At 66.1% G+C, this 26084-nt stretch carries 27 protein-coding genes and 1 tRNA gene; 16 read left to right on the top strand and 12 right to left on the bottom strand.

The genetic code is table 11. The features are described 5' to 3' along the window. The first annotated feature begins 16 nt into the window (after positions 1 to 16). Positions 17 to 913, top strand: a complete 897-nt coding sequence (locus tag ACIGJC_RS13530) for an ATP-binding protein (RefSeq protein WP_483709411.1) — start codon at positions 17 to 19, stop codon at positions 911 to 913. Then, positions 910 to 1338: an NUDIX domain-containing protein gene (locus ACIGJC_RS13525; protein WP_483709409.1), complete on the top strand. Its 429-nt coding sequence runs from the start codon at positions 910 to 912 to the stop codon at positions 1336 to 1338. Before ACIGJC_RS13530 ends, ACIGJC_RS13525 begins: the two co-directional genes overlap by 4 nt. Before the next feature lie 367 nt (positions 1339 to 1705). On the opposite strand, the gene ACIGJC_RS13520 is transcribed toward ACIGJC_RS13525, so the two are convergent. The 8 genes from ACIGJC_RS13520 to ispB form a co-directional block, all read right to left on the bottom strand. Beyond that, positions 1706 to 1897, bottom strand: coding sequence for a DNA gyrase inhibitor YacG (locus ACIGJC_RS13520; RefSeq protein WP_483709408.1), 192 nt, complete (start codon positions 1895 to 1897; stop codon positions 1706 to 1708). A gap of 4 nt (positions 1898 to 1901) precedes the next feature. Then, complete coding sequence (gene zapD / locus ACIGJC_RS13515; RefSeq protein ID WP_483709406.1) at positions 1902 to 2660, bottom strand: cell division protein ZapD; 759 nt, start codon at positions 2658 to 2660, stop codon at positions 1902 to 1904. A 214-nt stretch (positions 2661 to 2874) separates the two neighbouring features. Next, positions 2875 to 3501 carry a dephospho-CoA kinase gene (gene coaE, locus ACIGJC_RS13510; RefSeq protein ID WP_483709405.1) on the bottom strand — a complete coding sequence of 209 codons (627 nt, stop codon included), beginning with the start codon at positions 3499 to 3501 and terminating at the stop codon, positions 2875 to 2877. A 60-nt stretch (positions 3502 to 3561) separates the two neighbouring features. Continuing rightward, entirely contained in the window at positions 3562 to 4446 is an 885-nt protein-coding gene (locus ACIGJC_RS13505) for a prepilin peptidase (protein ID WP_483709403.1), read from the bottom strand. Continuing rightward, positions 4447 to 5712 (bottom strand): type II secretion system F family protein, encoded by a 1266-nt coding sequence (locus tag ACIGJC_RS13500; protein ID WP_483709402.1) that lies wholly within the window; start codon positions 5710 to 5712, stop codon positions 4447 to 4449. It abuts the gene before it with no gap. Between the two features lie 30 nt (positions 5713 to 5742). Continuing rightward, positions 5743 to 7467, bottom strand: coding sequence for a type IV-A pilus assembly ATPase PilB (gene pilB / locus ACIGJC_RS13495; RefSeq protein ID WP_483709401.1), 1725 nt, complete (start codon positions 7465 to 7467; stop codon positions 5743 to 5745). A 273-nt stretch (positions 7468 to 7740) separates the two neighbouring features. Further along, positions 7741 to 7817, bottom strand: a tRNA-Pro gene (locus ACIGJC_RS13490). A gap of 93 nt (positions 7818 to 7910) precedes the next feature. Further along, positions 7911 to 8840 (bottom strand): octaprenyl diphosphate synthase, encoded by a 930-nt coding sequence (gene ispB, locus ACIGJC_RS13485; RefSeq protein ID WP_483711544.1) that lies wholly within the window; start codon positions 8838 to 8840, stop codon positions 7911 to 7913. Positions 8841 to 8889: 49 nt separating this feature from the next. Here ispB and ACIGJC_RS13480 point away from each other — a divergent pair, with 49 nt between their 5' ends. The 5 genes from ACIGJC_RS13480 to proB all read left to right on the top strand — a co-directional run bounded on the left by ACIGJC_RS13480 (position 8890) and on the right by proB (position 12351). Further along, the gene (locus tag ACIGJC_RS13480) at positions 8890 to 9096 is read left to right on the top strand and encodes a hypothetical protein (protein ID WP_483709399.1); all 207 of its coding nucleotides are present in this window, start codon (positions 8890 to 8892) and stop codon (positions 9094 to 9096) included. 236 nt (positions 9097 to 9332) lie between these two features. Then, positions 9333 to 9644, top strand: coding sequence for a 50S ribosomal protein L21 (gene rplU, locus ACIGJC_RS13475; protein ID WP_011299103.1), 312 nt, complete (start codon positions 9333 to 9335; stop codon positions 9642 to 9644). 39 nt (positions 9645 to 9683) lie between these two features. Beyond that, complete coding sequence (rpmA, locus tag ACIGJC_RS13470) at positions 9684 to 9944, top strand: 50S ribosomal protein L27 (protein ID WP_092306246.1); 261 nt, start codon at positions 9684 to 9686, stop codon at positions 9942 to 9944. Between the two features lie 113 nt (positions 9945 to 10057). Continuing rightward, positions 10058 to 11155 (top strand): GTPase ObgE, encoded by a 1098-nt coding sequence (gene obgE, locus ACIGJC_RS13465; protein ID WP_483709397.1) that lies wholly within the window; start codon positions 10058 to 10060, stop codon positions 11153 to 11155. Between the two features lie 77 nt (positions 11156 to 11232). Continuing rightward, entirely contained in the window at positions 11233 to 12351 is a 1119-nt protein-coding gene (gene proB, locus ACIGJC_RS13460) for a glutamate 5-kinase (RefSeq protein ID WP_483709396.1), read from the top strand. A gap of 77 nt (positions 12352 to 12428) precedes the next feature. Here the strand turns inward: proB and ACIGJC_RS13455 are convergent, their stop codons facing one another. Together ACIGJC_RS13455 and ACIGJC_RS13450 are read right to left on the bottom strand one after the other, a co-directional pair. Continuing rightward, positions 12429 to 13007 (bottom strand): CNP1-like family protein, encoded by a 579-nt coding sequence (locus ACIGJC_RS13455; protein WP_483709395.1) that lies wholly within the window; start codon positions 13005 to 13007, stop codon positions 12429 to 12431. Further along, on the bottom strand, positions 13007 to 13654 hold the full coding sequence (locus ACIGJC_RS13450) for an RNA pyrophosphohydrolase (protein ID WP_483709394.1): 648 nt from the start codon (positions 13652 to 13654) through the stop codon (positions 13007 to 13009). The genes ACIGJC_RS13455 and ACIGJC_RS13450 overlap by 1 nt, the downstream gene beginning before the upstream one ends. A gap of 193 nt (positions 13655 to 13847) precedes the next feature. On the opposite strand from ACIGJC_RS13450, the gene ACIGJC_RS13445 reads away from it, so the two are divergent. The 4 genes from ACIGJC_RS13445 to ACIGJC_RS13430 all read left to right on the top strand — a co-directional run bounded on the left by ACIGJC_RS13445 (position 13848) and on the right by ACIGJC_RS13430 (position 17899). After that, complete coding sequence (locus ACIGJC_RS13445; RefSeq protein ID WP_483709393.1) at positions 13848 to 15569, top strand: proline--tRNA ligase; 1722 nt, start codon at positions 13848 to 13850, stop codon at positions 15567 to 15569. A gap of 4 nt (positions 15570 to 15573) precedes the next feature. Then, positions 15574 to 16299, top strand: coding sequence for a lytic transglycosylase domain-containing protein (locus tag ACIGJC_RS13440; RefSeq protein ID WP_483709392.1), 726 nt, complete (start codon positions 15574 to 15576; stop codon positions 16297 to 16299). Further along, positions 16296 to 17150: a 2OG-Fe(II) oxygenase gene (locus tag ACIGJC_RS13435; protein WP_483709390.1), complete on the top strand. Its 855-nt coding sequence runs from the start codon at positions 16296 to 16298 to the stop codon at positions 17148 to 17150. Before ACIGJC_RS13440 ends, ACIGJC_RS13435 begins: the two co-directional genes overlap by 4 nt. 122 nt (positions 17151 to 17272) lie before the next feature. Continuing rightward, complete coding sequence (locus tag ACIGJC_RS13430; RefSeq protein ID WP_483709389.1) at positions 17273 to 17899, top strand: LysE family translocator; 627 nt, start codon at positions 17273 to 17275, stop codon at positions 17897 to 17899. 103 nt (positions 17900 to 18002) lie between these two features. On the opposite strand, the gene ACIGJC_RS13425 is transcribed toward ACIGJC_RS13430, so the two are convergent. Together ACIGJC_RS13425 and ffh are read right to left on the bottom strand one after the other, a co-directional pair. Then, positions 18003 to 18545 (bottom strand): hypoxanthine-guanine phosphoribosyltransferase, encoded by a 543-nt coding sequence (locus tag ACIGJC_RS13425; protein ID WP_483709387.1) that lies wholly within the window; start codon positions 18543 to 18545, stop codon positions 18003 to 18005. Between the two features lie 53 nt (positions 18546 to 18598). After that, on the bottom strand, positions 18599 to 19993 hold the full coding sequence (ffh, locus tag ACIGJC_RS13420) for a signal recognition particle protein (RefSeq protein ID WP_483709386.1): 1395 nt from the start codon (positions 19991 to 19993) through the stop codon (positions 18599 to 18601). Between the two features lie 93 nt (positions 19994 to 20086). On the opposite strand from ffh, the gene ACIGJC_RS13415 reads away from it, so the two are divergent. Genes ACIGJC_RS13415 through ampD form a run of 5 tightly spaced genes read left to right on the top strand, consistent with a single transcriptional unit; the run spans position 20087 to position 25645 of the window. Next, the gene (locus tag ACIGJC_RS13415) at positions 20087 to 21022 is read left to right on the top strand and encodes a cytochrome C assembly family protein (protein WP_483709385.1); all 936 of its coding nucleotides are present in this window, start codon (positions 20087 to 20089) and stop codon (positions 21020 to 21022) included. Between the two features lie 7 nt (positions 21023 to 21029). Further along, positions 21030 to 21299: a PP0621 family protein gene (locus tag ACIGJC_RS13410; protein ID WP_483709383.1), complete on the top strand. Its 270-nt coding sequence runs from the start codon at positions 21030 to 21032 to the stop codon at positions 21297 to 21299. Further along, positions 21296 to 23410 carry a histidine kinase dimerization/phospho-acceptor domain-containing protein gene (locus ACIGJC_RS13405; RefSeq protein ID WP_483709382.1) on the top strand — a complete coding sequence of 705 codons (2115 nt, stop codon included), beginning with the start codon at positions 21296 to 21298 and terminating at the stop codon, positions 23408 to 23410. The genes ACIGJC_RS13410 and ACIGJC_RS13405 overlap by 4 nt, the downstream gene beginning before the upstream one ends. A gap of 25 nt (positions 23411 to 23435) precedes the next feature. Then, positions 23436 to 25037, top strand: a complete 1602-nt coding sequence (locus ACIGJC_RS13400; RefSeq protein ID WP_483709381.1) for a sigma-54-dependent transcriptional regulator — start codon at positions 23436 to 23438, stop codon at positions 25035 to 25037. Continuing rightward, the gene (gene ampD / locus ACIGJC_RS13395) at positions 25034 to 25645 is read left to right on the top strand and encodes a 1,6-anhydro-N-acetylmuramyl-L-alanine amidase AmpD (protein ID WP_483709380.1); all 612 of its coding nucleotides are present in this window, start codon (positions 25034 to 25036) and stop codon (positions 25643 to 25645) included. The genes ACIGJC_RS13400 and ampD overlap by 4 nt, the downstream gene beginning before the upstream one ends. The last annotated feature ends 439 nt before the right edge of the window (positions 25646 to 26084 follow it).

Below are 26084 nucleotides of genomic sequence, written 5' to 3'. Positions count from 1 at the left end.
ACGACGCTCCGCTGCCATGTCTGACCTCGCCTCCCGCCTCGACAACTTCCTCGCCCGACTCGAACAGTGGCTGCCGCCGCAACTGACGGAAGCGGACTGGCAAGAGGCGGTAGCGTTCCGCTGGCGCAAGCGGCAGAGCCTGTTCGGCAATATCGGCTACCTGCAGCCGGTGCGCCAGCTGCCGCCGATCCACCTCGATGACCTCAAGAACATCGAGCGCCAAAAGGACGCCATCGTCGCCAATACACGCCAGTTCGTGAACCGGCTGCCGGCCAACAACGTGCTGCTGACCGGCGCGCGCGGCACCGGCAAGTCGTCGCTGATCAAGGCCTGCCTCAATGCCTTTGTGAAGGACGGCCTGCGGCTGGTGGAAGTGGACAAGAGCGACCTGGGCGATCTTGGCGATATCGTCGAGCAGGTCGCCAAGCGCCCCGAGCGCTTCGTGATCTTCTGCGACGACCTGTCGTTCGAGGATGGCGAATCCGGCTACAAGGCGCTCAAATCGGCGCTGGACGGCTCGGTGGCTGCGCAGTCGGACAATGTGCTGGTGTATGCGACGTCCAACCGCCGCCACCTGCTGCCGGAGTACATGAAGGACAACGAGTCATACCGCCATACCGAAGATGGCGAGATCCATCCCGGCGAAGTCGTCGAGGAGAAGATCTCGCTGTCGGAACGCTTTGGCCTGTGGCTGTCGTTCTATCCGCCCAAGCAGGACGAGTACCTGTCCATCGTCGGCCATTGGCTCAAGCATTTCGGCTGCACGGACGACGACATTGCCGCGGCGCGCGGCGATGCGCTGGTGTGGGCGCTGGAACGCGGTTCGCGCTCGGGCCGCGTGGCCTGGCAGTTCGCGCGCGACTGGGGCGGCAAGCATGGCAAGCCGTTCATCGCCGACGTGGAGGGCGCATGACGCAGATGCAAGACACGGCCGCGCCGCGCAAGGTCACCGAGGTGGCAGTAGGCGTGCTGGTGCAGCCGGACGGCCGCTTCTTGCTGGCACAGCGTCCGGGCGGCAAGCCCTACGAGGGCTACTGGGAATTCCCGGGCGGCAAGCTGGAACCAGGCGAGACCGTGGAGGCCGCGCTCGCGCGCGAACTTCATGAAGAACTGGGCCTCGATATCACCGAATGCGTGCGCTGGCACGTGCTCGAGCACGACTACCCTCACGCCTATGTGCGGCTGCATTTCTGCAAGGTCACGGCCTGGCGCGGCGATCCCGTCGGACGCGAGGGCCAGGCCTTTTCGTGGCAGACGGTGCCCGTGACGGTCGAACCGCTGCTGCCGGCCACCATCCCGGTGGTCGAATGGTTGGGCGAAGAATCCCGGCCCGCCTGACAAGCCAAGCTGTTCCCGCGCCCCTGCGGCCGCGGCGCCCGTGATTGCGCCCACACAATAACAGCAAGAAGGGACCAGGCCATCCATGTAGCCGCAGGCCGCGGCCACAAGGAATCCGGACACGAAGGCAAACAGCACCGCGCCGGCCACCATCTGCCAGCGCGCCCCGGCATCCACGGGTGCCGGCATCATGAAATAGCCGAACGTGGCCGCCAGGACCAGCGCCAGGACTAGTGGGCGAGGGCTTTGCCGTGACGGCCGAATGGCTCGGCCTGGCGGTGTTTGTGCTGGTGTGCGTGGGGTTCTGCCGCCGCGTGCTGGCCGCGGCGCATTGAGCGGACGGGACGGCTCCAGAAGTCGTCGCGGGTCAGTCGTCTTCGTCTTCCGGCAGGTCCGGCGATGGGGTTTCGTCGGGTTTGCTGCCGATCACGTACTTCTCGGACGCCCATGCGCCCAGGTCGATCTGCCTGCAGCGCTCGGAGCAGAACGGGCGGAACTTGTTTTCGGGAATCCATTCCACCTTGGTGCCGCAGGTGGGGCATTTGACGACGGCAGGCATGACTTCAGAAATTGCAGAGCTTGAGCAGGAACGGGATGTCGGCGTCGACCGAGCGCGGGCGCAGGTCGCCGTCCTGCTGCGTAAAGCGGACCCACAGCATGTACTTGTTGGCGCTCATCTCGGGGATAAAGGCCAGCAGCGAGTCATCGAGGTGCACCTGCATCAGCTGGTAGCTGCGGCCCGATAGCATCTGCTGGTAGCTGCCGCCCGTGGCGATCACCTTGCCGCTCTGGCCCGATTCACGCAGCAGGCGCAATACCGTCGAAGTCCCGGCGCGCAGCGCCACCAGCGGCCTGGCCCATTTCAGGATATCGGCGCGGCGTTCCTCGGCGGGACGATGCTGCCAGGCATAGTAGGCCGGCAGGTCGAACTCGCAGGTGCCGCCCGGAATGATCGCGCGGCTGCGGATGCTGGTCAGCCACTCGTTGTCGGCCAGCAGCTGGCCCGCCTTGCCCACGGTCTGGTTGAGCATGGCAATGCCCTGCTCGATCTCGCCGATGACGGCGTCCAGCGCTTCCTGGTCGATCTGGGGATTGACGCGCAACGCGGTCAGCGCCTGGCGCTGGCGTTCCAGTTCCTTGATCAGGTCGGTCTTGAGGTCGGCGCGGCCGGCCACGTCGATGATCTCGAACAGCGTGGTCAGTGCGACATGGTGCTGCAGAGCGTGTTCCTGGCCGAGGAAGTAATCCAGCCGATCGAACAGGTCCTCCAGGCGCAGCAACATCCTGATGCGTTCGTTGAAAGGATATTCGTACAGGATCAAGTGCTATGTCCGTGCAGCGCTGAGGCGGCGCTCCCGTGGGAGCGTCCCGGTGCGGGCGTGGCCCGGGGAACGTCAGGAATGTGTGGCAGCCGCGGCCGTCCACGCATTTCGCGTTAGGTTCCAGCGCATTCTATGCGAGACGGGCTGCGAGGACAATGCAATGTGCATCATGCGCCGAGCCAGTGAGCACAGCGGTGCCTGCTTGTGCCCTGGATCAGGTGCGCGTGACGCCGGCGGCTGACAACGCGCGATAGGTTCGGTCCAGCAGGTCAACCTGTGCGGTGAGTGCCTCGACCGGCCCGTCGTTGTCGACCACATCGTTGGCCACGGCCAGCCGCTGCGCACGCGTCGCCTGTTTCGCCATGATGGCCAGTACCTGTTCGCGGCTGAAGCCATTGCGCGCCATGACGCGCGCGATCTGCGTTTCCTCGGTGCAATCCACCACCAGCACGCGCCCGACGCGCTCGACCCATGCGCCGGATTCGACCAGCAGCGGCACGACGTAGATCAGGTACGGATGCTCGCCGGCATCGGCAATGCTCTTGGCGCGGGCCGTGGTCAGTGCTCGGATCAGCGGATGGGTGATGCCTTCGAGCCGGGCCTTGGCGGCAGGGTCGGCAAAGACCAGCGCGCGCATGGCATCGCGGTTCATGGCACCGTCGGCGCGCAGGCACTGCGGGCCGAAGGCATCGACCAGCGCGGGAATGGCCTGCCCGCCCGGCGCGGTGATCTCGTGCGCAAGCAGGTCAGTGTCGATGATGGCGGCGCCGCGCGCGGCGAACATGTCGGCCACGCGGGTCTTGCCGCTGCCGATGCCGCCTGTCAGTCCGATCTCCAGCATGTCAGGTTCCGTGGGTGCAATGGCCGAACGATACCAGCTTGGCGCGGCGCGGGCCGTTCCTCACGGCGTCGGCAGCGGCAGCACGCCCGGCCCGAAGAACAGCACCAGCGCGCCGGCGCCGGCAATGAACGGGCCGAACGGGAAGGGCGTGTCGCGGTGCTGGCGGCGCAGCGCGATGCTGGCTACGCCAAACACCACGCCGACCACCGAAGACAGCAACACCAGCGTCGGCAGCGCCTGCCAGCCGAACCAGGCGCCCAGCGCCGCCATCAGCTTGAAGTCGCCATAGCCCATGCCTTCCTTGCCGCGCACCAGCTTGAACACCCAGTAGGCGGACCACAGCAGCAGGTAGCCGGCCACGGCACCGATCACCGCATCGGCCAGCGGCACGAACAGCCCGCCCAGGTTGAGCAGCAGCCCCAGCCACACCAGCGGCAGCGTGATCTGGTCGGGCAGCAGCTGCGTGTCGGCATCGATCATCGTCAGCGCCAGCAGCGACCACAGCAGCACCAGCGCCGCCACGCCTTGCCAGGTCGGCCCGAAGTGCCAGGCGGCCAGCGCACTGAGCACGCCGCAAGCCAGTTCCACCAGCGGATAGCGCACGCTGATCGGCGCCTTGCACGACGCGCAGCGCCCGCGCAGGAAGAGATAGCTGATGACGGGAATGTTCTCCCAGGCGGCGATGGCATGACCGCAGTGCGGGCACGCCGAGCGCGGCACCATCAGGTTGTAGCGTTCGGGGTAGGGCAGGGGATCGCCGCGCAACTCGGCGATGTAGTTGGCTTCGTCATACTCCATCATGCGCGGCATCCGGTGGATCACCACGTTCAGGAAGCTGCCCACCAGCAGGCCGAGGAGGGCCGTTGCCGCAAGCAGGAACGACGGCGGCAGCGCGGCCAGGGCCGGCAGCACGGCGCCGCCGGCGGGGAATACCGGATTCGTCAATTACACCACCTGTCCCAGCTTGAAGATCGGCAGGTACATCGCGACCACCATGCCGCCGATGAGCACGCCCAGCACCACGATGATCAGCGGCTCGATCAGGCTCGAAATGGCCGCCACGGCATCGTCGACCTCGCGTTCGTAGAATTCGGCCACCTTGAGCAGCATGTTGTCGAGCGCGCCCGACTCCTCGCCGATCTGGGTCATCTGCAGCACCATGTTGTCGAACACGTGCGTGGCCTGCATGGCGTTGGTCAGGCTGGTGCCGATGCGCACCGCCTGTTCGATCTCGCGCGTGGCGTCGTAGTAGACCCAGTTGCCGGCGGCGCCGGCCACGGATTCCATCGATTCCACCAGCGGCGTGCCGGCGGCGAACATGGTGGCGAGCGTACGCGTCCAGCGCGCGATCACGGCCTTGCGGAACAGGCTGCCGAAGATGGGCAGTTTCAGCATGATGCGGTCGGTGCTGCGCTGGACCTTCTCCGACTTCTTCAGGGCCCGTATATAGAGAGCAACGCCGCCCACCGGTATGCCGATGACGATGTACCAGTACGCAACAAAGAAGTCCGAGATCGCGATCACCACCAGCGTGGGCGCCGGCAGGTTGGCGCCGAAGCTCGAGAACACGCCCTTGAAGGCCGGGATCACGAACAGCATCAGGATCACCGTGACGGCAAAGGCCACGGTCAGCACCGCGATCGGGTAGATCATCGCGGACTTGATCTGGCTCTTCAGCGCGATGGTCTTTTCCATGTAGAGCGACAGGCGCTCCAGCAGGGAATCGAGGATACCGCCCTGTTCACCAGCGTCGATCAGGTTGCAGTACAGCGTGTCGAAATAGCGCGGGTGACGGCGGAAGGCCTGCGCCATGCTGCTGCCTGACTCGATGTCGAAACGGATGTCGGATAGCAGTTGCGTGAAGTTAGGGTTGGCGTGGCCGCGCGCGATGATGTCGATCGACTGCAGCAGCGGAATGCCCGCCTTGAGCATGGTGGAAAGCTGGCGTGTGAAATACGCGATGTCTTTCTGGGTGATGGTCTTGCCGCGCGCTGCCTTGCGCTTTTTCATCTTGACCACGGTGAGGCCCTGCTTGCGCAGGCTCGCCGTGACCTCGGCCTGGTTCTCGGCCCGCTGTTCCCCGGTGAACGTCTTGCCCTTGCGGTCCTTGCCTTCCCACTCGAAGATGTACTGCGTAGGTGCCTTGCGTCCTGCTTTCGCGCGTGACGGCGCTGCCGCCCGTGCGCCCGCTGCTGGTGCGCGCGTTGCCATGATTGACCCCCGACATGAACGTCTGTTGTTTTACGTATTCGTTGTGGCCAGCACTTCTTCGAGTGACGTGACCCCCTGCTTGACCTTCAGCAAGCCGGCTTCCCGCAAAGATAGCACGCCGTCGCGGCGCGCCTGTTCGGCAATCTGCAGCGCCGTGCCGTGCGACAGGATGATCTGCTGCATCGCCTCGGTGATCGGCATGACCTGGTAGATGCCGCAGCGTCCCTTGTAGCCGCTGCCATTGCAGCGCTCGCAACCGACCGGATGGTAAGGCTGCCAGCTGCCGTCGATCTGGCTTTCCTTGAAGCCGGCCTCGAGCAGCGCCTCGTTCGGGATCGAACCCGCGCGCTTGCACGTGCACAGCCGCCGCGCCAGCCGCTGCGCCGTGATCAGCAGCACGCTCGAGGCGATATTGAACGGCGCCACGCCCATGTTCATCAGGCGCGTCAGCGTGGTCGGCGCATCGTTGGTGTGCAGCGTGGACAGCACCAGGTGGCCGGTCTGCGCGGCCTTGATCGAGATGTCGGCGGTTTCCAGGTCGCGGATTTCGCCGACCATGATGATGTCCGGATCCTGCCGCAGGAACGAGCGCAACGCCGCGGCGAAGGTCAGGCCGGCCTTGTCGTTGACATTGACCTGGTTGATGCCGGGCAACTGGATTTCGGCCGGGTCTTCGGCCGTCGAGATATTGATGTCGCCCTGGTTCAGCAGGTTCAGGAACGTATAGAGCGAAACGGTCTTGCCGCTGCCGGTGGGGCCGGTGACCAGGATCATGCCGTAGGGGCGCTTGATGGTGTCCATCAGCAGCGCCTTCTGCTCGGGCTCGTAGCCGAGCTGGTCGATGTCCAGCTTGTCGCTCGATGACTCCAGGATACGCATCACGATCTTCTCGCCAAAGAGCGTGGGCAGCGTCGACACGCGGAAGTCCACCGCCTTCTCGACGATTTCCTTGGCGTCCTTGCCTTGCGGCAGCGGAATCAGCAGCTTCATGCGGCCGTCCTGCGGCACGCGCTTTTCGGAGATGTCCAGGCGCGACAGCACCTTGATGCGCGTGGCGATCTTGTCGCGGATATCGAGCGGCGGGCGTGCCACCTCTTGCAGCACCCCGTCCACGCGGAAGCGCACGCGGTAGAAGGCCTCGAACGGTTCGAAGTGAAGGTCCGACGCGCCACGGTGGAAGGCCTCGGTCAGCAGCTTCTGCAGGAAGCGCACGACCGGCGCGTCGTCGATGTCGCTGGTGGCGGTGCGGTTGCGCTGCGCGGCGGCGGCCACCGGGTCGTACTCGATCAGCTTGCGCTCGGTGGACGTCCCGGGCGCGATGTCCTTGAGCGTGCCCGCGGCTTCCCCGGCGGAACGCACGTGCTTCATCAGCTTGTCGTGCTCCACCACCACGGTGTCGAGCGGCAGGTTGTACTTCTGCTTGATCGCGTCGAGCCCGGCCTGGTTGGACGGGTCGGAGATGCCCACCACCAGGCGGTTCTCGCGACGGCCGAGCGGCAGCAGCCGATGGGCGTGGAATTCGCGGTTGCCCGCCAGCGCCGGCGGAACCTTGTTCAGGTTGTACTGTGCCAGGTCGAGCAGCGGCAGCTGGTACTTGTCCGCCGCGAACAGCGCAACGTCATGCGCAGTCATCGTGCCGCTGCCAACGATCTCGTCGATCAGCTGCGTCTTCTTTTCGCGCGCCGACTGTTCCAACTGGGCGAGCAGCGCGGGCGCGATGCGACGGCTCTGTGCTAGGGCGAGACCAAGTGTCATGGCAGGAACCAGATGGTGCAGGCGCCCGCGAGCGCCCGTCGGGGCCATCGGCCCCCGGATCGGCGCAGTTTGCCGCTGGGGTCACTTTTTGTAAAGGCGACAAAGGGCCATGTCGGCATTTGTGCGACACGGACGCAACCCTACTGGCGCGGGGAGTATGGAGGAGAGGGAAAGGAAGACGGATCGGCGCCGCGAGATGCCGGCGCCGAAACAAAAAAGCCGCACATTGCTGTGCGGCTTTTTGCTGGCCCCAAACTGCGTGGCCGTGAATTCTGGTCGGGGTGAGAGGATTCGAACCTCCGGCCTCTACGTCCCGAACGTAGCGCTCTACCAGGCTAAGCTACACCCCGAATTTTGTCTTTGTCGCCCACCGTTGCCGGTCAGCAGCAAAGAACGTAAGTCTAGCAGCGTTTCTCTCGAATGGGAAGAGGGCTTCAGCGGTTTCAGGACTGGCGCTGCAGCGAGAACGCGCACAGCGCAATCAGCGTGTCCTTCAGTTCCGAGGGCGGAAACTGCTGGGCGGCCTTTTCTGCGGCCTCGGCCTCGCGGCGCGCGGCTTCGAAGGTGACATCGAGCGCGCCGCTCGCATGGATGGCCGAGAACACCGCGTCGAAATGCTCGGTGCCGCCCTGCACGATGGCTTCGCGCGCCAGGGCGCGTTGCTCCGGCGTGCCATGCTCCAGCAGATGCAGCAGCGGCAGCGTGGGCTTGCCTTCGCGCAGGTCGTCGCCGGCATTCTTGCCCATCTGCTCGGCGCTGGCGGTGTAGTCCAGCATGTCGTCGATGAGCTGGAACGCGGTACCGATGCGGCGACCGTACTCGGCTGCGGCTTCCTCCATGGTGGCGTCCGCACCCGCGAGCACGGCGCCGAGCTGTGCCGCGGCCTCGAACAGCTTGGCCGTCTTGTAGCGGATCACCTGCAGGTAGCGCTCCACCGTGACGTCGGGATCGTGCATGTTCAGCAGTTGCAGCACTTCGCCCTCGGCGATCACGTTGGTCGCGTTCGACAGGATTTCCATGATGCGCATGCTGCCGGCATCGACCATCATCTGGAACGCACGCGAATAGAGGAAGTCGCCCACCAGCACGCTGGCGGCGTTGCCGAACACCGCATTGGCGGTCTCGCGGCCACGGCGCAGCTCCGACTCGTCGACCACGTCGTCATGCAGCAGCGTGGCGGTGTGAATGAACTCCACGACGGCGGCCAGCTCATGGTGGCGGTGCCCGTCATAGCCGAAGGCGCGGGCCGACAGCAACAGGATTACCGGGCGCAGGCGCTTGCCGCCGGCGCTGATGATGTATTCACCGATCTGCTCGATCAGGGGAACTTCGGAAGACAGCCGTTGACGGATGACTGCATCGACCGCGCGCATGTCTGCAGCGACCGGGGCAAGCAAGGCAGTGGCGGAAGGCTGGGTCAAGATGATCACCGTTACGCAAAACCGGACGATTATATGCGATGCCAACGTGGTTCACGCCAGTGTCCAGTCCCCGTTCGGGGGAGGCGCGGCTGCCGGGGTCTATAATTCCGGCATGAACAAGTCCACGTCCCGCGGCAGTGCCCGCCGCACGGCCTGGTGGGTGGCATTTGCCGCACTGGCGGGCTTCCTGCTGGCCGATCTGACCTGATCCACGCCTGCGCAGAAGTGCGCAAGGCGTCGCCGGACAGGCTATGTGCCTGTTTTCTTTGCGTTTTTCTCCAGCCTGGTTTATAGTTCTCGGTTTCCTCCGGTGGTTTTGCCCGTCTTGCGGGTATCGACCGGCGGGAGATAACCGGGCCGCACAGGCGTTGGCGGGCTGCTTGGCAGCATGCAAGCGCGACGTGCCGGCATTCGGCGTTTTATTCACATCCGAGAGGTTCGACAATGTACGCGGTCGTAAAAACCGGCGGCAAGCAATACAAGGTTGCTGCTGGCGAAAAACTTAAAGTAGAACAGATACCGGCAGACATTGGCGCAGAAATCACGCTCGACCAGGTGCTCGCAGTGGGCGCCGGCGACCAAATCAAGTTTGGTACGCCGCTGGTGAGCGGGGCTTCCGTCAAAGCTACCGTTATCTCCCAAGGTCGTCACGACAAGGTGAAGATCTTCAAGATGCGCCGTCGCAAGCACTACCAGAAGCGTCAAGGCCATCGTCAGAACTACACCGAGCTGCGCATCGAAGCGATCAACGCCTGATCATTCGAACGTAACCCGGTAAAGCGACAGGAGTAAGACATGGCACAGAAAAAAGGCGGCGGTTCCACGCGGAACGGCCGTGATTCAGAATCGAAGCGTCTGGGCGTGAAGGTGTTTGGTGGCCAGGCCATCAACGCCGGCGGCATCATCGTCCGCCAGCGCGGCACCCGCGTGCACGCCGGTGACAACGTGGGCGTGGGCAAGGACCACACCCTGTTTGCACTGGTCGACGGCCACGTGCAATTCGCTGTCAAGGGCCCTGCCAAGAAGCAGCAAGTCAGCGTCGTTCCGGCGGCCTGATAACAGCCTTTGCAGCACGAAGGCCCCGCAATGCTTGCGGGGCTTTTTCATTTTTGGCGACAATGCAAGTTGCCAATGCCGGTCGGTAGCCCGGTCCACCACGGAAACTCACTATGAAGTTCATCGACGAAGCCCGAATCGAAGCCATCGCCGGCAACGGCGGCAATGGCAGCGCCTCGTTCCGGCGCGAGAAGTTTGTGCCCTTCGGTGGTCCGGATGGGGGCGACGGCGGCCGGGGCGGCAGCGTGTTCGCCGTAGCGGACCGCAACATCAATACCCTGATCGACTTCCGCTACGCCAAGAAGCACGTGGCCAGGAACGGCGAAAACGGCCGTGGCTCCGATTGCTACGGCGCCGCTGGCGAGGACATCACGTTGCGCATGCCGGTCGGCACGCTGATCACCGACATGGACACCGGCGAGCTGATCGCCGACCTGACCGAGCACGGCCAGAAGGTCTGCCTGGCTGAAGGCGGCATGGGCGGCTGGGGCAACCTGCATTTCAAGTCCAGTACCAACCGCGCGCCGCGCCAGCAGGTGGATGGCAAGCCCGGCGAGCGCCGCATGCTCAAGCTGGAGCTGAAGGTGCTGGCCGACGTCGGCCTGCTGGGCATGCCCAACGCGGGCAAGTCGACATTTATTTCGCATATCTCCAACGCGCGCCCGAAGGTGGCGGACTATCCGTTCACCACGCTGCACCCGAACCTGGGCGTGGTGCGCGTCGACCACGAGCAGTCGTTCGTGGTGGCGGACATTCCGGGCCTGATCGAAGGCGCGGCCGAAGGTGCCGGCCTGGGTCACCAGTTCCTGCGCCATCTGCAGCGTACCGGACTGCTGCTGCATATCGTCGACCTGGCGCCGTTCGATGAAGCGGTGGATCCGGTGGCGGAAGCCAAGGCCATCGTCAACGAGCTGAAGAAGTACGACGAAACGCTCTACGACAAGCCGCGCTGGCTGGTGCTGAACAAGCTCGACGTGGTGCCGGAAGACGAGCGCGCCACGCGCGCCAAGGACTTCATCAAGCGCTACAAGTGGAAGGGCCCGGTGTTCCAGATCTCCGCGCTCACCGGCGAAGGCTGCCGCGAGCTGATCTACGCGATCAAGGACCACCTGGCCGCGATCAAGGCCGAAGAAGCTGCCGCACTGGCCGAGCCCGACATCCGGCTCGACGATCGCCGGCACAACGTCGACCAGGAAGGTCACGAGCAGTAAGCCAGCCCTCGCCCATGCGGGGCGAGGAACCACCATTGGGGACGCAAAAAATGCCCCCGGAGACAGGATTTCTCGCCATGCAATCGGTCATTGCCCAGGCAAAACGTATCGTCGTGAAGGTTGGCTCCAGCCTGGTCACCAACGACGGCAAGGGGTTGGACTACGACGCCATTGCGCGCTGGGCGGCGCAGATCGCCAAGCTGCGTTCGATCGGCAAGGAAGTGGTGCTGGTCAGCTCCGGCGCCATTGCCGAGGGTATGCAGCGCCTGGGCTGGGTACGCCGTCCGCGTGAAATCCACGAACTGCAGGCTGCCGCCGCCGTGGGCCAGATGGGCCTGGCGCAAGTCTATGAAAGCCAGTTCGGCCGCTATGGCATCCGCACCGCGCAGGTGCTGCTTACCCACGCCGACCTGGCCGACCGCGAGCGCTACCTGAACGCGCGCTCCACGCTGCTGACGCTGCTCTCGCTGGGCGTGGTCCCCATCATCAACGAGAACGACACCGTGGTTACCGATGAAATCAAGTTCGGCGACAACGACACGCTGGGCGCGCTGGTGACCAACCTGATCGAAGGCGATGCGCTGGTCATCCTGACCGACCAGCGCGGGCTCTACACCGCCGATCCGCGCAAGGACCCGAACGCCGAGTTCGTCGACGAGGCGCTGGCCGGCACGCCCGAGCTCGAAGCGATGGCCGGCGGCGCCGGCACCTCGATCGGCCGCGGCGGCATGCTGACCAAGATCCTGGCCGCCAAGCGCGCGGCCAAGTCCGGCGCGCATACCACCATTGCTTCTGGCCGCGAGGCCAATGTGCTCGAACGCCTGGCGGCGGGCGAGGCCATCGGCACCCAACTACTGGCCCCCACCGGACGCCTGACCGCCCGCAAGCAGTGGATGGCGGATCACTTGCAACTGCGCGGCCGTGTCGTGATCGATGCCGGCGCCGTGGAAAAGCTCACCAGCGGCGGCAAGTCGCTGCTTCCGATCGGTGTGGTCGAAGTGCAGGGCGAGTTCGCGCGCGGCGAGGTGGTGGCCTGTGTCGGTGCGGATGGGCGCGAAGTGGCGCGCGGCATTACCAACTATTCGAGCGCCGAAGCGCGGCTGATCGCGCGCAAGCCGTCGTCGGAGATCGAATCGGTGCTCGGCCACCTGAACGAGCCCGAGCTGATCCACCGGGACAACCTCGTGCTGGTCTGAGTCCGCGATACGGTAACGGTGCAAATGAAAAGGGCGATGCCGTGGCATCGCCCTTTTTTCCTTCTGCCTGCAGAGGCTCAGCGCCGCGGGGCGTGGTCCTTCAGGTCGCGGACCATGGCATCCGGCGTGCCGGCCACGGTGCGGCCCTCGCAGAAGAAATCGGTCGCCAGCGTCGCCGCGTAGGCGTTGCGCGCACTGGTTTGCATGCGGATCCAATCTTCGCGTGTATCGCCGCGGTTGAGTACCCATTCCTTGGCGCCGACCGGCAGCGTCGCGTAGATCTTGCGCTCGAACGCGTCGCAGCGCAGGCCTTCGAAGTTCACGTTGCGTGCGCCGCTGGCGCTGCTGATCACCACCGTAAAGCGCACCACCTTGTCCGCGCCGACCGACACCGACTTGCTGTCCACCGCGAACGTGAGATTGCCGGTGCCATTGACCGAGAACGGGATCAGGTTCGCATCCTGCGGCGGTGCCGGCAGGATCGCCTCTTCCTCCTTGAAGGTCTTCGGCTCGAACGGGTTGATCCACTTGGATTCTTCTTCGGGCATTTGCTTGCCGGTGGTCTTGCAGCCCGCCAGCGCCAGGCAGGCGGCGGCAAGCAACAGGCCAGCAGCGGTCAGGCCGCCGCGGCGGCCCTGGCCGGTAACACGATTCATCAGGACTCCGTGTGGTTGGAAGCCGGCGCGGCCGGCAAAACTGCGGCATCTTCCGCTGCGCCCGCTTCGGCCGGCACCTCGGGCATGCCCGGCGTGACGGCTTGCGGCGGCCGGCGCTGCCCGCCGCCATGGCGGCCATGATGGACGCCATACGGGCTGAGCGGCACGCGCGAGTTTCGGTTCAGGAAGCGCGACAGCTCACCCAGCGCAAGCTGGTAGACGTCGCGCTTGAACTCGATCACCGCGTCGAGCGGCACCCAGTAGTCGCTCCACCGCCAGGCGTCGAACTCCGGATGGTCGGTGGCACGCAGGTGGATATCGCAGTCCCTGCCCGCCATGCGCAGCAGGAACCAGATCTGTTTCTGGCCTCTGTAGTGGCCGCGGATCTCGCGGCGGATGAACTTGTCCGGCACCTCATAGCGCAACCAGTCGCGCGTGCGACCGACGATCCTGACGTGCTCCGGTAGCAGGCCGATCTCCTCATGCAGTTCGCGGTACATGGCCTGTTCCGGCGTTTCGCCGTACTTGATGCCGCCTTGCGGAAACTGCCAGGAATGCTCGCCGATTCGCTTGCCCCAGAAAACCTCGTTTCGTGCGTTGATGAGGATGATGCCGACGTTCGGGCGAAAGCCTTCACGATCGAGCATGACTGCACCTCGAATCCTTTAGAATTACGTCGATTATAAAGGATGCGCGCGGCCCGGCTCAGGCGGGGCCCTGCTGGTTTTCCCCGAGCGGGAAGGGCAGTTTCAGGCAGTTGCCGGCGCGTTCCAGTCGCTTATGCGCGGCATGGCTGCCGCCAATTCACCGGGATTCCCGGTTTCCAGAGAAGACATTCGGATGAAAGCCTCGCAATTTTTCATTTCCACCCTGAAAGAAGCCCCCGCCGACGCGGAAATCGTGTCGCACAAGCTGATGATGCGCGCGGGCATGATCAAGAAGCTCGGCGCCGGTATTTACAACTACATGCCGGTGGGCCTGCGTACGATCCGCAAGGTGGAAAATATCGTTCGCGAGGAAATGAACCGCGCCGGCGCCGTGGAACTGTCCATGCCCGTGATCCAGCCGGCCGAGCTGTGGCAGGAAACCGGCCGCTGGGACAAGATGGGCCCCGAGCTGCTGCGCCTGAAGGACCGCCACGAGCGCGATTTCGCCGTGCAGCCGACGTCCGAGGAAGTCGTAACGGACATCGCCCGCTCGGAAATCCGCAGCTACAAGCAGCTGCCGGTCAATTTCTACCAGATCCAGACCAAGTTCCGCGACGAGCGCCGTCCGCGCTTCGGCATCATGCGCGGCCGCGAGTTCACGATGAAGGACGCGTACTCGTTCGACCGTGACACGGAAGGCCTGAAAAAGTCGTACCAGAACATGTACGACGCCTATGTGCGCATCTTCCAGCGCTTCGGCCTGGAGTTCCGTGCCGTGGCGGCCGACAACGGCGCCATCGGCGGTTCGGGCTCGCACGAGTTCCATGTGATCGCCGACACCGGCGAAGACGCCATCGTCTATTGCCCGACGTCCGACTACGCCGCCAACATGGAGGCCGCCGAGGCCTTGCCGCTGGTCGCGCAGCGCGCGGCGCCCACCGAAGAGCTGGTCAAGACCTTCACCCCCGATAAGGTCAAGTGCGAGCAGGTGGCCGAATTCCTGAACGTCCCGCTCGAGCGCAACGTCAAGTCGATCGTGCTGGCCACGGACAGCGACGCCGGCGCCCAGATCTGGCTGCTGCTGATCCGCGCCGACCACGAACTGAACGAGGTCAAGGCCTCCAAGGTGCCGGGCCTGGCCGAATTCCGCTTCGCCACCGAAAACGAGATCGTCGACGCCTTCGGCTCGCCCCCGGGCTACCTGGGCCCGATCGACATGAAGAAGCCCGTCAACGTCGTGGCCGACCGCACCGTCGCCAACATGAGCGACTTCATCTGCGGCGCCAACTACCGGGACTACCACTTCACCGGCGTCAACTGGGGCCGCGACCTGCCCGAGCCCGTCGTCGCCGACCTGCGCAACGTGGTTGCCGGCGATGCCTCGCCGGACGGCAAGGGCACGCTGGAAATCTGCCGCGGCATCGAAGTCGGCCACGTGTTCATGCTCGGCACGCGCTATTCCGAGTCGATGAACGCCACCTTCCTCGACGAAAACGGCAAGACCCAGCCGATGCAGATGGGCTGCTACGGCATCGGCGTTACCCGTATCCTGGGCGCGGCGATCGAGCAGAACTTCGACGAGCGCGGCATCATCTGGCCCGCCGCCATCGCCCCGTTCGAAGTGGTGGTGTGCCCGGTCGGCTATGACCGCTCCGAGGCCGTCAAGGCCGAGGCCGACCGCATCCACGCCGAGCTGCTGGCCGCCGGTGTGGACGTCATCCTCGACGACCGCGGCGAGCGCCCGGGCGTGATGTTCGCCGACTGGGAACTGATCGGCGTGCCGCACCGCGTGGTGGTCGGCGATCGTGGCCTGAAGGAAGGCAAGGTCGAGTACCAGGGCCGCCGCGACGCCCAGGCGACCCAGGTGGCCGTGGCTGACGTGGTCGGCCATGTACGCGGCCAGGTCGGCAAGTAAGCCCATGCGCGCGGCCCGTCTGGTTCGCACGGCCGGCAGCCTGCTGCTGGCCCTGGCCGCCGCGGCCGCGCAGGCCGGCGCGCAGAAGGAAGAGGACTTGGCCGACTCGGTGCGCGGCGCACTGGCGGCAGCCATTGCGGATTCGCGCCCGATACGCCCGGTTTTTGCCTCAGGCGGCGAGCGCCTGGCCTATCTCAAGTGGCTTGGCGAGATGTCGCACCGGCTCGAAGGGCGCATCCCCGAGCCGCAGATGCGCGTGGAGCTGATCGAAACCGCTTATTACGAAGCCAAGCGTGCCGGACTGGAGCCCGCGCTGGTGCTGGGCCTGGTGCAAGTGGAGAGCAATTTCCGCAAGTACGCCATGAGTTCGGTCGGGGCGCGCGGGCTGATGCAGGTGATGCCGTTCTGGACTCGCACCATTGGCGACAACGATCCGCGCAAGCTGTTCCACCTGCAGAGCAACCTGCGCTACGGCTGCACCATCCTGCGCCATTACCTGGACCGCGAGCAGGGCGATCTGTTCCTGGCGTTGGGGCGCTATAACGGCAGCCGCGGCCGGCCTGAATATCCCAATGCGGTGTTGGCTGCGTGGAAGCGCTGGCAATACTCCGAGGCCACGGTCACCGTCGCGGGCGATCCGGAAGTCATCCCGACCCGGCCGCGCAAGCTGCTGCCCGAGGCGCCGGCGCGCAACCCGTTCTCGCCGCAGCGGGTGGCCAATCCGTCATGAGCACCGACACGCGTCCGGCCGTGGGGTCGCCGGGCTACGCCACCTCGTCGCCGGAGCTGGAACGCTGGCTGGCCAGGCATATCGCCGAGGGATTTGGCGCCGAGTCGCTGGTCCTGTCCATGCTGCGCTCCGGCTATGACACCGCCTTTGCCCGCGCCGCGGTGGCCACGGCCATGGGGCACCGGCGTGCTGCGCCGGCCACTCCTACCTCCAGTCCTGCACAGCGCCAGGGAGAGCGGGAGATTCCCGTGCTGTTCTCGCTGCAAGCACCCGCTGTCCGCCTGTATCAGCAATTGCTCAGCGATGCCGAATGCGATGCGCTGGTCGATCTCGCACGCGGACGGCTGGAGCGATCGCCGGTCATCAACCCAGACACCGGCGACGAGAACCTGATCGAGGCGCGGACCAGCATGGGCGCCATGTTCCAGGTCGGCGAGCATGCGCTGCTCGACCGCATCGAGACCCGCATCGCCCGAGTGACGGGCGTGCCCGCCGATCACGGCGAGGGTTTCCAGATCCTCAACTACAAGCCCGGCGGCGAATATCAGCCGCATTTCGATTTCTTCAATCCGAAGCGTCCCGGCGAAGCGCGCCAACTCCGCGTGGGCGGCCAGCGCATCGCCACGCTGGTGATCTACCTGAACACGCCGCAGGCGGGCGGCGCCACGGCGTTCCCGCGCATCGGCCTGGAGGTGGCGCCGGTCAAGGGCAACGCTGTGTACTTCAGCTACCTGCTGCCCGAAGGCCGACTGGACGAGCGCACCCTGCACGCCGGCCTGCCGGTGGAAACCGGCGAGAAATGGATCGCCACCAAATGGCTGCGCGAGCGTCCCTACCGCGCCACTGCGTAGAAACTGTCCCGCCAAACCGCGGCATTCCGTCACGGCAGAATTCCCGCAAACTGTACCGGTACTGTACTGTTCGCTGTGACTAGACTGGCAGCATTCCCGCTGCTTCTTCTGGTGCGACTGCCATGGCTTTTCCCGACCTTACCGCCGGTTCCGGCGTCTTTCTTGCGTTTGCGGCGTTCGCGCTCGTGTCCTCCATCACGCCCGGCCCCAACAACACCATGGTGCTGGCGTCGGGGGTGAATTTCGGCTTTGCGCGGACCATTCCGCACCTGCTCGGTATCAGCGGCGGGTTTGCGCTGATGGTGGCACTGGTCGGGCTGGGGCTTGGGTCGATGTTCTCGCACTGGCCGTGGACCTGGCAGGTGTTGCGCGTAGTGGCCGGGGTCTACCTGGTCTGGCTGGCGTGGAAGCTTGCCACTTCAGGTGGCATGCAGGACCGCCAGGTCGCGCGCCCGATGGGTTTCCTGAAGGCGGCGGCGTTCCAGTGGGTCAACCCCAAGGCGTGGGTGATGGCGGTGGGCGCATGCAGCACCTATGTGCTGCACGGCAATGTGTGGCTGAACGTGCTGATGCTGGCCGGCATCTTCGCCGTCATCAACCTGCCGAGCGTGGCGATGTGGGCCGTATTCGGCTCGGCCCTGCGCCGCTGGCTGGCGCAGCCGCGGGTGCTGCGCGTGTTCAATGTGGGGATGGCGTTGCTGCTGCTGGCGTCGTTGTGGCCGATTTTGGGGGCGCACCACGCCGGGTAGGTCGGACGCTGCAGCCCCTTGCTTGCCGACTGTTTTCTGCTCTCTCCCGCGTGCGGGAGAGAGGCGCAAGGCCCGCAGCTCGTGCCGGCCCTTCGGGTAACGCTTACATCAGCGCCCGGATCGTTCCCAAGTTCCGCCAATATCCCTTGGCATCCATCCCGCAACCGAACACATACCGGTCCGGCACCTGGAACCCGCAGAAGTCCGGGTGCATCGGCTTGAGCTTGGTCAGTGTCTTCTCGCACAGCACGGCGGCGTGGAATTCCTTCGCGCCCATGTCCATGATGCGCTGGCGGATCGCCGCCATGGTTTCGCCTTCATCCAGGATGTCGTCCAGGACCAGCACCACGCGGTCCTTGACGGATTCACGCGGCGCCACGCGCCATTGCATCTCGCCGCCCACGGTCTTGTTGTTGTAGCGGGACAGGTGGATGTAGTCGAATTCCAGCGGGAACTGCAGCTTGGGCAGCAGCATGCCGGTGAACACCACCGCGCCGCCCATTACGGACAGCACCAGCGGGAAGGCATCGCCCATCTTTTCGGTGATGTCCTTCGCCATGCGGTCCAGCGACAGCTGGACTTCCTCGGCACTGACGATTTCCTCGGATTGGGACCACAGTTCGCGGGCCTGTTCAGCGGTCATCATGGTGTCTTTCCTGTTCTTGTCTCTTGCGGGGGTAGGAGGGCGCCTGGCGCGGATCAGCGGTTGAAGAGGCCCTTCATGCCGCCTTTCATCGCGCCCATCTGGCGCATCATCTTCATCATGCCGCCGCCCTTGAGCTTCTTCATCATGCCTTGCATCTGGTCGAACTGGTTCAGCAGGCGGTTCACTTCCTGCACCGGCACGCCCGCGCCCGCGGCGATGCGGCGCTTGCGGCTGGCCTTGATCAGCTCGGGCTTGGCGCGCTCGGCGGCGGTCATGCTGTTGATGATGCCTTCCATGCGGGCCACCTGCTTTTCCGCCTGATCCATATTGGCGCCTTGCGCCTGCTGCGCGAACTGCGCCGGCAGCTTGTCGACCAGGCTGCCCAGGCCGCCCATCTTCTTCATCTGGCCGATCTGGGCCTTGAAGTCTTCGAGGTCGAAGCCGCCGGTCTTCTTGATCTTCTTGGCCAGCTTCTCGGCGGCGTCCATGTCCACGCCGCGCTGGGCTTCCTCGACCAGCGCGAGGATGTCGCCCATGCCCAGGATACGCTGGGCCATGCGGTCGGGGTAGAACGGCTCCAGGCCGTCGAGCTTTTCGCCGACGCCGACGAACTTGATCGGCCGGCCGGTGACGTGACGCACGGACAGCGCGGCACCGCCGCGCGCATCGCCGTCGAGCTTGGTCAGCACCACGCCGGTCAGCGGCAGCGTGTCATTGAACGCCTTGGCGGTGTTGACCGCGTCCTGGCCGAGCATGGCGTCGACCACGAACAGCGTTTCGGCCGGCTTCAGCTCGGCGTGCAGCGCGGCGATTTCCTGCATCATCGCCTCGTCGATACCCAGGCGGCCTGCCGTATCGACGATCAGCACATCGTGGTAATGCTTGCGCGCCCAGTCAACGGCCGCGCGGGCGATGTCGACCGGCTTCTGGTCCGGCTGGGACGGGAAGAACTCCGCGCCGACCTGTTCGGACACCGTCTTCAGCTGGGCGATAGCGGCCGGGCGGTACACGTCGCACGAGACCGTCAGCACTTTCTTCTTTTTGTTCTCTTTGAGCCACTTCGCCAGCTTGCCGACGGTGGTGGTCTTGCCGGCGCCCTGCAGGCCGGCCATCAGGATGATCGCGGGCGGCTGCACGGCCAGGTTCAGCTCGGCGCTCTTGGCGGCGCCGGCGACGGCTTCCTCGCCGCCGATCACCGCGGTCAGCTCGCGCTGGACCACGCCGACCAGCGCCTGCCCCGGGGTCAGGCTGGCAACGACATCCTCGCCCAATGCCTTTTCCTTGACGCGGGCGATGAACTCGCGCACGACCGGCAAGGCCACGTCGGCCTCGAGCATGGCCAGGCGCACTTCGCGCAGCATTTCGGCGGTATTGGCCTCGGTCAGGCGGGCCTCGCCGCGCATGGTCTTGACGACCCGCGCCAGGCGTTGAGTGAGATTGTCCAGCATGGCAGGAATGGGGGAAGAAAGGGCTGTGTTGCGGCCTCTGTTACCGGATCAGCCGCCCGCCACCGGCAGGGGGCACTAAGGTAAACTGCGCAAATGGTCATTGTACTGTATGCCCTGACGGCACTTCTCTATTGCGGCCTGGCTTTGCACGGCTGGGCCACGCGCAATCCACGGCTGGCCGCGGCCGGCAGCCAGGCTAACGGCGCGGCCTCGGCCGTGCTGACCGCCAACGGCGGGCCAGCGGGCGGCAGCGACGCCCAGCCGGGCTGGTGGCACCTGCTGATGGCGGCCGTGCTGGCCAGCCACGGCCTGCTGCTGCACGAAACCATCTTCCCGGCCGACCATATGATGTTCGGCTTCGCCTTTGCGCTGTCGGCCATGCTGTGGCTGGGCGTGGGCATCTACTGGATCGAGAGCTTCTTCTTCTCGCTGGCCGGGCTGGGGCTGATCGTGATTCCGGTGGCGCTCCTCGCCAGCCTGATGCCGCTGGCGTTCCCGGGCTCGCAGATCCTGGGCTATGCCGCGCGGCCGCTGTTCAAGTTGCACTTCATCATTGCCAACGTGGCCTATGGCCTGTTCACGCTGGCCGCCTTCCACGCCTTCCTGATGCTGCTGGCCGAGCGCCGCCTGCACGGCTTCAAGCATGCGCCGGCGCGTGCCGGCAACGTCAAGCCCAAGGGCCCGGCCGAGCAGTGGCTGGGCCGCTGGCTGGACCTGCTGCCGCCGCTGCTGACGCTGGAAAAGCTGCTGTTCCGCCTGATCGGCGCCGGCTTCGTGCTGCTGACGCTGACCATCGCCTCGGGCCTGCTATTTTCCGAGGAGCTGTTCGGCCGCGCCTTCCGGCTCGACCACAAGACCGTGTTCGCCTTTATTTCATGGGCGATGTTCGGCGGCATCCTGGCCGGGCGTCATTTCCGCGGCTGGCGCGGCCGCGTGGCGCTGCGCTGGGTGATTGCCTCGTTCGGCATCCTGCTGCTGGCCTATGTCGGCAGCCGCTTCGTGATCGAAGTGATCCTGCATCGTCTCTGAGACCGCCATGGCAAGAATCTTCATCCTGCTGGCCGTGGTGCTGGGGGTCTTCTGGTGGCTGCGGTCCCGCGCCGAAGCGCGCCATGACGAAGCCCTCCGCGCATCCCACCCATCCCATCCGGCCGACGCCTCCGGCAACGGCAAGAGCCACCCCGAGGCCATGGTCCAGTGCGCCCACTGCGGCGTGCACCTGCCGGGCAGCGAGGCCATTGCCTGGCGCGGCCTGCACTATTGCCGGCGCAGCCACCTGCCGGACGACAGCGGCGACCGCGCATGATCACTGCGCGGCCGACGCATACCGCCCGGCTCGCCGCATGGCCCGGCTTCGCGCAACTGTGGCGCGCGCCCGAGCCGCCTGATTTCCACTGGCGCCTGCTGCGCTATTTCTGCTGGACCCGCATCGCCGTCGGCCTGCTGCTGCTGGCGTTCACCATCATGCAGCGCGGCGCGGAGCCGCACGGCACGTCGCTCGTGCTGCCGTTCCAGCTTGCCTTGCCCGCATACAAGACGGCGGCCATGCAGCTTGCCTTGCCCTACCTCGGCATCGCTCTGGCCATGCTGGCCGGCACGCTGTGGCGGCGGCGCTTCCACCTGCGCGTGCGGCTGCAGGTGCTGGCCGACCTGGCCATGCTCGGCCTGATCTACGAGGCGCTCGGCCGCAACGGCCATGCCGACGGGCTGGCGATGATCTTCCTGCTGCCGGCGCTCGAGGCCGGCGCGCTCACCAGCCTGCTGTTCGCGCTGTTTGCCGCCTCGGTCTCGGCCCTGGTGGTCATGGCGCACCCGTTCGCCCTGACCATCCTGCAGCGCCAGGCGGATGGCGGTCTGCTCGGCTCCGGCCTGTACGGGCTGGTGTTCATGATCGCGGCGCTGCTGATGTACATGCTGGCGTACCGCCAAGTGGCGCAGGAAAAGCTGGCGCTCGCGCGCGAGCAGGAGTTGCGGCTGCAGCAGCTCGTCAACCGATTGATGGTCAACGACATGCAGGACGGCGTGATGCTGGTGCGCGCCAACGGCATGGTGGTGGCGGCCAACCCCGCCGCCGTGGTGCTGCTGGGCGTGCAGCCGCATGAACGCGTGTATTCGCGCACCACGCGCAACAGCGTGGGCGTGGGCGTGGGCGTGGGCGTAGAGGGCGGCCAGACGGTGCTGTTCGACCTGCGCCGCATCCCGCGCCTGCAGCCACTCATGGAAATGCTACGCGACTGGGTGCGCAGCAAGGATGACGTGCCGCGCATCCTGCAACTGCTGCCCATCGTTTCGCGCTCCGCGCCGCCGGGCGGCGGCAACCTGCACACGCGGCTGCGCCTGCGCTTTGTGCTGCCGGGCCTGGCCGGGCTGCGCAATACCATCGCCAGCACGTCGACCCTGCCATCCAGCCTCGACACCGCCGCGTGGAACGAGCTGACGCCCGAGGTCGCGGCGCGCCTGCGCCTGGCCATCGCCCAGCAGGAAGCCATGGCCTGGTCGCCCGACGACGAGGCCCTGCTGCGCAGCGAGATGCGCGACACCGTGCTGGTCCATATCGAAAGCTGGGAGCGCATTGCCGAGCAGGTCCAGCAGGAAAAGCTCGCCGCCATGGGGCGGCTCGTGGCCAGCGTCGCGCACCAGATCCGCAACCCGCTGGCGGCCATCAGCCAGGCCAGCGAGCTGCTTGGCGACGGCGCGCGCGTGGGCGGCGATGGCGACGGCGGCGGCGTGGAATCGGATGTCGATGCGCGCCTGCTGCGCATCATCCATGACAACGTGCGGCGGCTGGACCAGGTCGTGTCCGACGTGCTGCAGCTGTCGCGCCGCCCGCGCACGGGCCGCAGCACCGCGCAGCTGGCGCAGGCGCTGCCGGAGATCGTCGAGCGCTGGCGGCTGGAAATGCGCTCGCGCGGGCCGCGTGCCGGCGACACGCGCCAGCCGGGCCGTGGCGAGATCAACCCGAACGCGGTCCGCCTCACGGTCGACGTGGCGCAGCCGGTGGTCTTCGACACCTCACAGCTCCAGCAGGTGCTCGGCAACCTGCTCGACAACGCGTGGCGCTACTGCAGCCGCCTGCCGGGCGCCATCCGCCTGCTTGCGCACGCGCTGGACCAACACCATGCCGAGCTGATCGTCTGGAACGACGGCACCGAGATCCCGCGCGAACACCAGCGCAGCCTGTTCGAGCCGTTCTTTACCAGCAACGCGCAGGGTACCGGCCTGGGCCTGTTCATGGCGCGGGAGCTGTGCGGCGCCAACGACGCGCAGGTCCGCTACGGCACCATCGCGCTGGATGACCTGCTCGCCCGCACCGGCCTTCTGGCTGCCCCGCGCGATACACTGCCCGCCAAGGCCTTCGTGCTGACGCTGCGCATCGACACCGGCGATGCGATGCAGGCAGACACGCAGATCCACTGAACTTCCGCACCTGACACGCCGCTCCATGCCACCCAGAACGCCCGGCCCTGACCCGATCCTCGTCATCGATGACGAGGCAGACCTGCGCGAGCTGCTCGATATTTCCATCCGCCGCATGGGGCATGACGTGGTGCTGGCCGGCTCGCTGGCCGAAGCGCGCGAGAAGCTCGCGCAGCGCCGCTACAGCCTGGTGCTGACCGACATGCGGTTGGGCGATGGCCTGGGCATCGAGATCGTGCGCCAGCTTTCGGCGGCGCCGGAACGCGTGCCCGTGGCTGTCATCACCGCCTACGGCAGCGCCGACAACGCCGTCGAAGCACTCAAGGCCGGCGCGTTCGACTACATCGCCAAGCCGGTGTCTTTGGACCAGTTGCGCAGCCTGGTGATGAATGCACTGGGCCGGCATCAGCAGCGCGAAGACCAGGAGCAAGCCGCCGCCGACGCAAGCCTGGCGGCCGACCGCGCCGCCGCGCTGCTGCCCGGCCACTCGCCGGCCATGCAGGAGGTGCGCCGCTCGCTCTCGCGGCTGGCGCGCAGCATGGCGCCGGTGGTGATCAGCGGCGAATCGGGCAGCGGCAAGGAGCGCGCCGCGCACGCCATCCACGCCACCAGTGCGCGTGCCGCGCATCCGTTCGTGGCGGTGAACTGCGGTGCCATCCCCGAAAACCTGATGGAGTCCGAGTTCTTCGGCTACGTCAAGGGCGCGTTCACTGGCGCCGACGCCGAGCGCGGCGGCTTCTTCCAGTCCGCCAACGGCGGCACGCTGCTGCTCGACGAGGTGGCCGACCTGCCGCTGGCCATGCAGGTCAAGCTGCTGCGCGCGCTGCAGGAGCGCCGCGTGCGCAAGATCGGCGCCAGCCGCGAAGACGCCGTCGATGTACGCGTGATGTGTGCGAGCCACAAGGACCTGGCCGCCATGGTCTCCGCGGGCCTGTTCCGCCAGGACTTGTACTACCGGCTCAATGTGCTGGAGCTGCGCATGCCGACGCTGCGCGAGCGTGCAGAGGATATCCCCGTGCTCGCCCGCGCCATCCTCGAGCACCTGGCCGTGCGCTACGGCGACCCGCGTCCGCGCCGCCTGTCGCAGGCCGCGCTGGAGCGGCTGGTGGCCTATCCGTTCCCGGGCAATGTGCGCGAGCTGGAGAACCTGCTCGAACGCGCCTACGCGTTTGCCGAGACCGAGGACATCCAGGTGGCCGACCTGGGCCCGCTCGACGCCAATCTGGAACGCGCGGCGCTGCGCGCGGCGCCGTCGCCGCTGACGCCGTACACGCCATGGGCCGGCGGCTGGGTGCCGACGGGGATCATGCCCGCCGAGCCCGCTCCGGTCCCCATGTCCGCGCGGACCGCAGCCGAGCCGGAGCCGGAAGCCGTTGCCGTGGCTGCGGACCTGCCCGATGCCGCCGAGCGCGCCTGCCGTGGCGTGGAGTTTCCGATCGACCTGCAGGCCAGGCTCGAAAACGTGGAGCGCGAGATCATCCTGCAGGCGCTGTCGCAGACCGGCTTCAACCGTACCGCCGCGGCGCCGCTGCTGGGCCTGAACCTGCGCCAGCTGCGCTACCGCATCCAGCAGCTCGATATCCGCGAAGGCCGCGACGAGCGCGAGGAAGGGGAGGGCACGGCATGAAGGCTCCGGCTTCCGCCTCTGTCCCCGCCGGCTTCCTGCCGGACACCGAGGGCTGGGTGCCGGCCGCGCGCCGCGTGCCATCGCCCAATTTCGACGAACGGCCCGCTGGCATGCCGGTCGACCTGGTGGTGCTGCACAACATCAGCCTGCCGCCGGGCCAGTTCGGCAGCGGCGACATCGAGGCCTTCTTCCAGAACCGGCTCGACCCCGGCCGCCACCCGTTTTTCGCCACCATCCACCAGGTTCAGGTATCCGCCCACTTCCTGGTACGGCGCGATGGCGAGCTTGTGCAGTTCGTCCCGTGCGGCAAGCGCGCATGGCATGCGGGCCTGTCCGACTTCTTCGGCCGTGGCCGATGCAACGACTTCTCGGTCGGCATCGAGATCGAAGGCACCGACGACTTGCCGTTCACGGCCGCCCAGTACGCAACTACCGCGGCGCTGGTCAAGGCCCTGCGCGCCACGTTGCCGGTGCAGGCGATTGCCGGCCACAGCGACATCGCCCCGGGCCGCAAGACCGATCCCGGACCGCACTTCGACTGGGACCGCTTCGCTCGTCTGGCAGGGGTCCCGCAAAACCTGTTACCCTACCGCCCCTCGCACCACTAAGGCGCTCGCGGGTAGGTGCCGCGGCCCCATGTCGGTGCGATGTCACATGCCAATTCCCGAGGGTGGCGTGGGGCTATCGGGCGTGCCACACGGATAAAAAAAATTTCCAAAAAATGTGCGCCTGCGAACGACTTGGCGCGATCCCTTGTCGTAGCGCGGTTCCCGGCAATGTGGCGCTGCCGCACTTGTCATCCGGGTGTCGCAACCACGCTTGTCAAGACTGGTCATCCGGATTTCTTTCACTATACTTAGCCCAGATTTCCGCAGTGACCACTATATCTAGTAGTTCAACCGGGGAGCTGGCCAAGCGTTGAGGGGCGCTGTCGCAGACGTGGCGATAGTGGTTGAAACCCTGATGTGGGGCCGGCGCATCACAAGAGTCCCTGGCGAAATGTTTAGCAAAAGGCAGTCAGTCCAGCCGCCGCCAACGCACGGCAGG

The sequence above is a fragment of the Cupriavidus sp. C3SS-1 genome (genome assembly GCF_057073755.1).
The sequence above is the reverse complement of the archived record's forward strand: the minus strand, read 5'-3'. Positions and strand labels throughout refer to the sequence as shown.

Coding starts and splice junctions, on each gene's coding strand:
- ACIGJC_RS13530 (WP_483709411.1), top strand. CDS start 17: ATGTCTGACCTCGCCTCCCGCCTCGACAACTTCCTCGCCCGACTCGAA.
- ACIGJC_RS13525 (WP_483709409.1), top strand. CDS start 910: ATGACGCAGATGCAAGACACGGCCGCGCCGCGCAAGGTCACCGAGGTG.
- ACIGJC_RS13520 (WP_483709408.1), bottom strand. CDS start 1,897: ATGCCTGCCGTCGTCAAATGCCCCACCTGCGGCACCAAGGTGGAATGG.
- coaE (WP_483709405.1), bottom strand. CDS start 3,501: ATGCTGGAGATCGGACTGACAGGCGGCATCGGCAGCGGCAAGACCCGC.
- ACIGJC_RS13500 (WP_483709402.1), bottom strand. CDS start 5,712: ATGGCAACGCGCGCACCAGCAGCGGGCGCACGGGCGGCAGCGCCGTCA.
- pilB (WP_483709401.1), bottom strand. CDS start 7,467: ATGACACTTGGTCTCGCCCTAGCACAGAGCCGTCGCATCGCGCCCGCG.
- ispB (WP_483711544.1), bottom strand. CDS start 8,840: ATGCGCGCGGTCGATGCAGTCATCCGTCAACGGCTGTCTTCCGAAGTT.
- ACIGJC_RS13480 (WP_483709399.1), top strand. CDS start 8,890: ATGATCACCGTTACGCAAAACCGGACGATTATATGCGATGCCAACGTG.
- rplU (WP_011299103.1), top strand. CDS start 9,333: ATGTACGCGGTCGTAAAAACCGGCGGCAAGCAATACAAGGTTGCTGCT.
- rpmA (WP_092306246.1), top strand. CDS start 9,684: ATGGCACAGAAAAAAGGCGGCGGTTCCACGCGGAACGGCCGTGATTCA.
- obgE (WP_483709397.1), top strand. CDS start 10,058: ATGAAGTTCATCGACGAAGCCCGAATCGAAGCCATCGCCGGCAACGGC.
- proB (WP_483709396.1), top strand. CDS start 11,233: ATGCAATCGGTCATTGCCCAGGCAAAACGTATCGTCGTGAAGGTTGGC.
- ACIGJC_RS13455 (WP_483709395.1), bottom strand. CDS start 13,007: ATGAATCGTGTTACCGGCCAGGGCCGCCGCGGCGGCCTGACCGCTGCT.
- ACIGJC_RS13450 (WP_483709394.1), bottom strand. CDS start 13,654: ATGCTCGATCGTGAAGGCTTTCGCCCGAACGTCGGCATCATCCTCATC.
- ACIGJC_RS13445 (WP_483709393.1), top strand. CDS start 13,848: ATGAAAGCCTCGCAATTTTTCATTTCCACCCTGAAAGAAGCCCCCGCC.
- ACIGJC_RS13440 (WP_483709392.1), top strand. CDS start 15,574: ATGCGCGCGGCCCGTCTGGTTCGCACGGCCGGCAGCCTGCTGCTGGCC.
- ACIGJC_RS13435 (WP_483709390.1), top strand. CDS start 16,296: ATGAGCACCGACACGCGTCCGGCCGTGGGGTCGCCGGGCTACGCCACC.
- ACIGJC_RS13430 (WP_483709389.1), top strand. CDS start 17,273: ATGGCTTTTCCCGACCTTACCGCCGGTTCCGGCGTCTTTCTTGCGTTT.
- ACIGJC_RS13425 (WP_483709387.1), bottom strand. CDS start 18,545: ATGATGACCGCTGAACAGGCCCGCGAACTGTGGTCCCAATCCGAGGAA.
- ffh (WP_483709386.1), bottom strand. CDS start 19,993: ATGCTGGACAATCTCACTCAACGCCTGGCGCGGGTCGTCAAGACCATG.
- ACIGJC_RS13415 (WP_483709385.1), top strand. CDS start 20,087: ATGGTCATTGTACTGTATGCCCTGACGGCACTTCTCTATTGCGGCCTG.
- ACIGJC_RS13410 (WP_483709383.1), top strand. CDS start 21,030: ATGGCAAGAATCTTCATCCTGCTGGCCGTGGTGCTGGGGGTCTTCTGG.
- ACIGJC_RS13405 (WP_483709382.1), top strand. CDS start 21,296: ATGATCACTGCGCGGCCGACGCATACCGCCCGGCTCGCCGCATGGCCC.
- ACIGJC_RS13400 (WP_483709381.1), top strand. CDS start 23,436: ATGCCACCCAGAACGCCCGGCCCTGACCCGATCCTCGTCATCGATGAC.
- ampD (WP_483709380.1), top strand. CDS start 25,034: ATGAAGGCTCCGGCTTCCGCCTCTGTCCCCGCCGGCTTCCTGCCGGAC.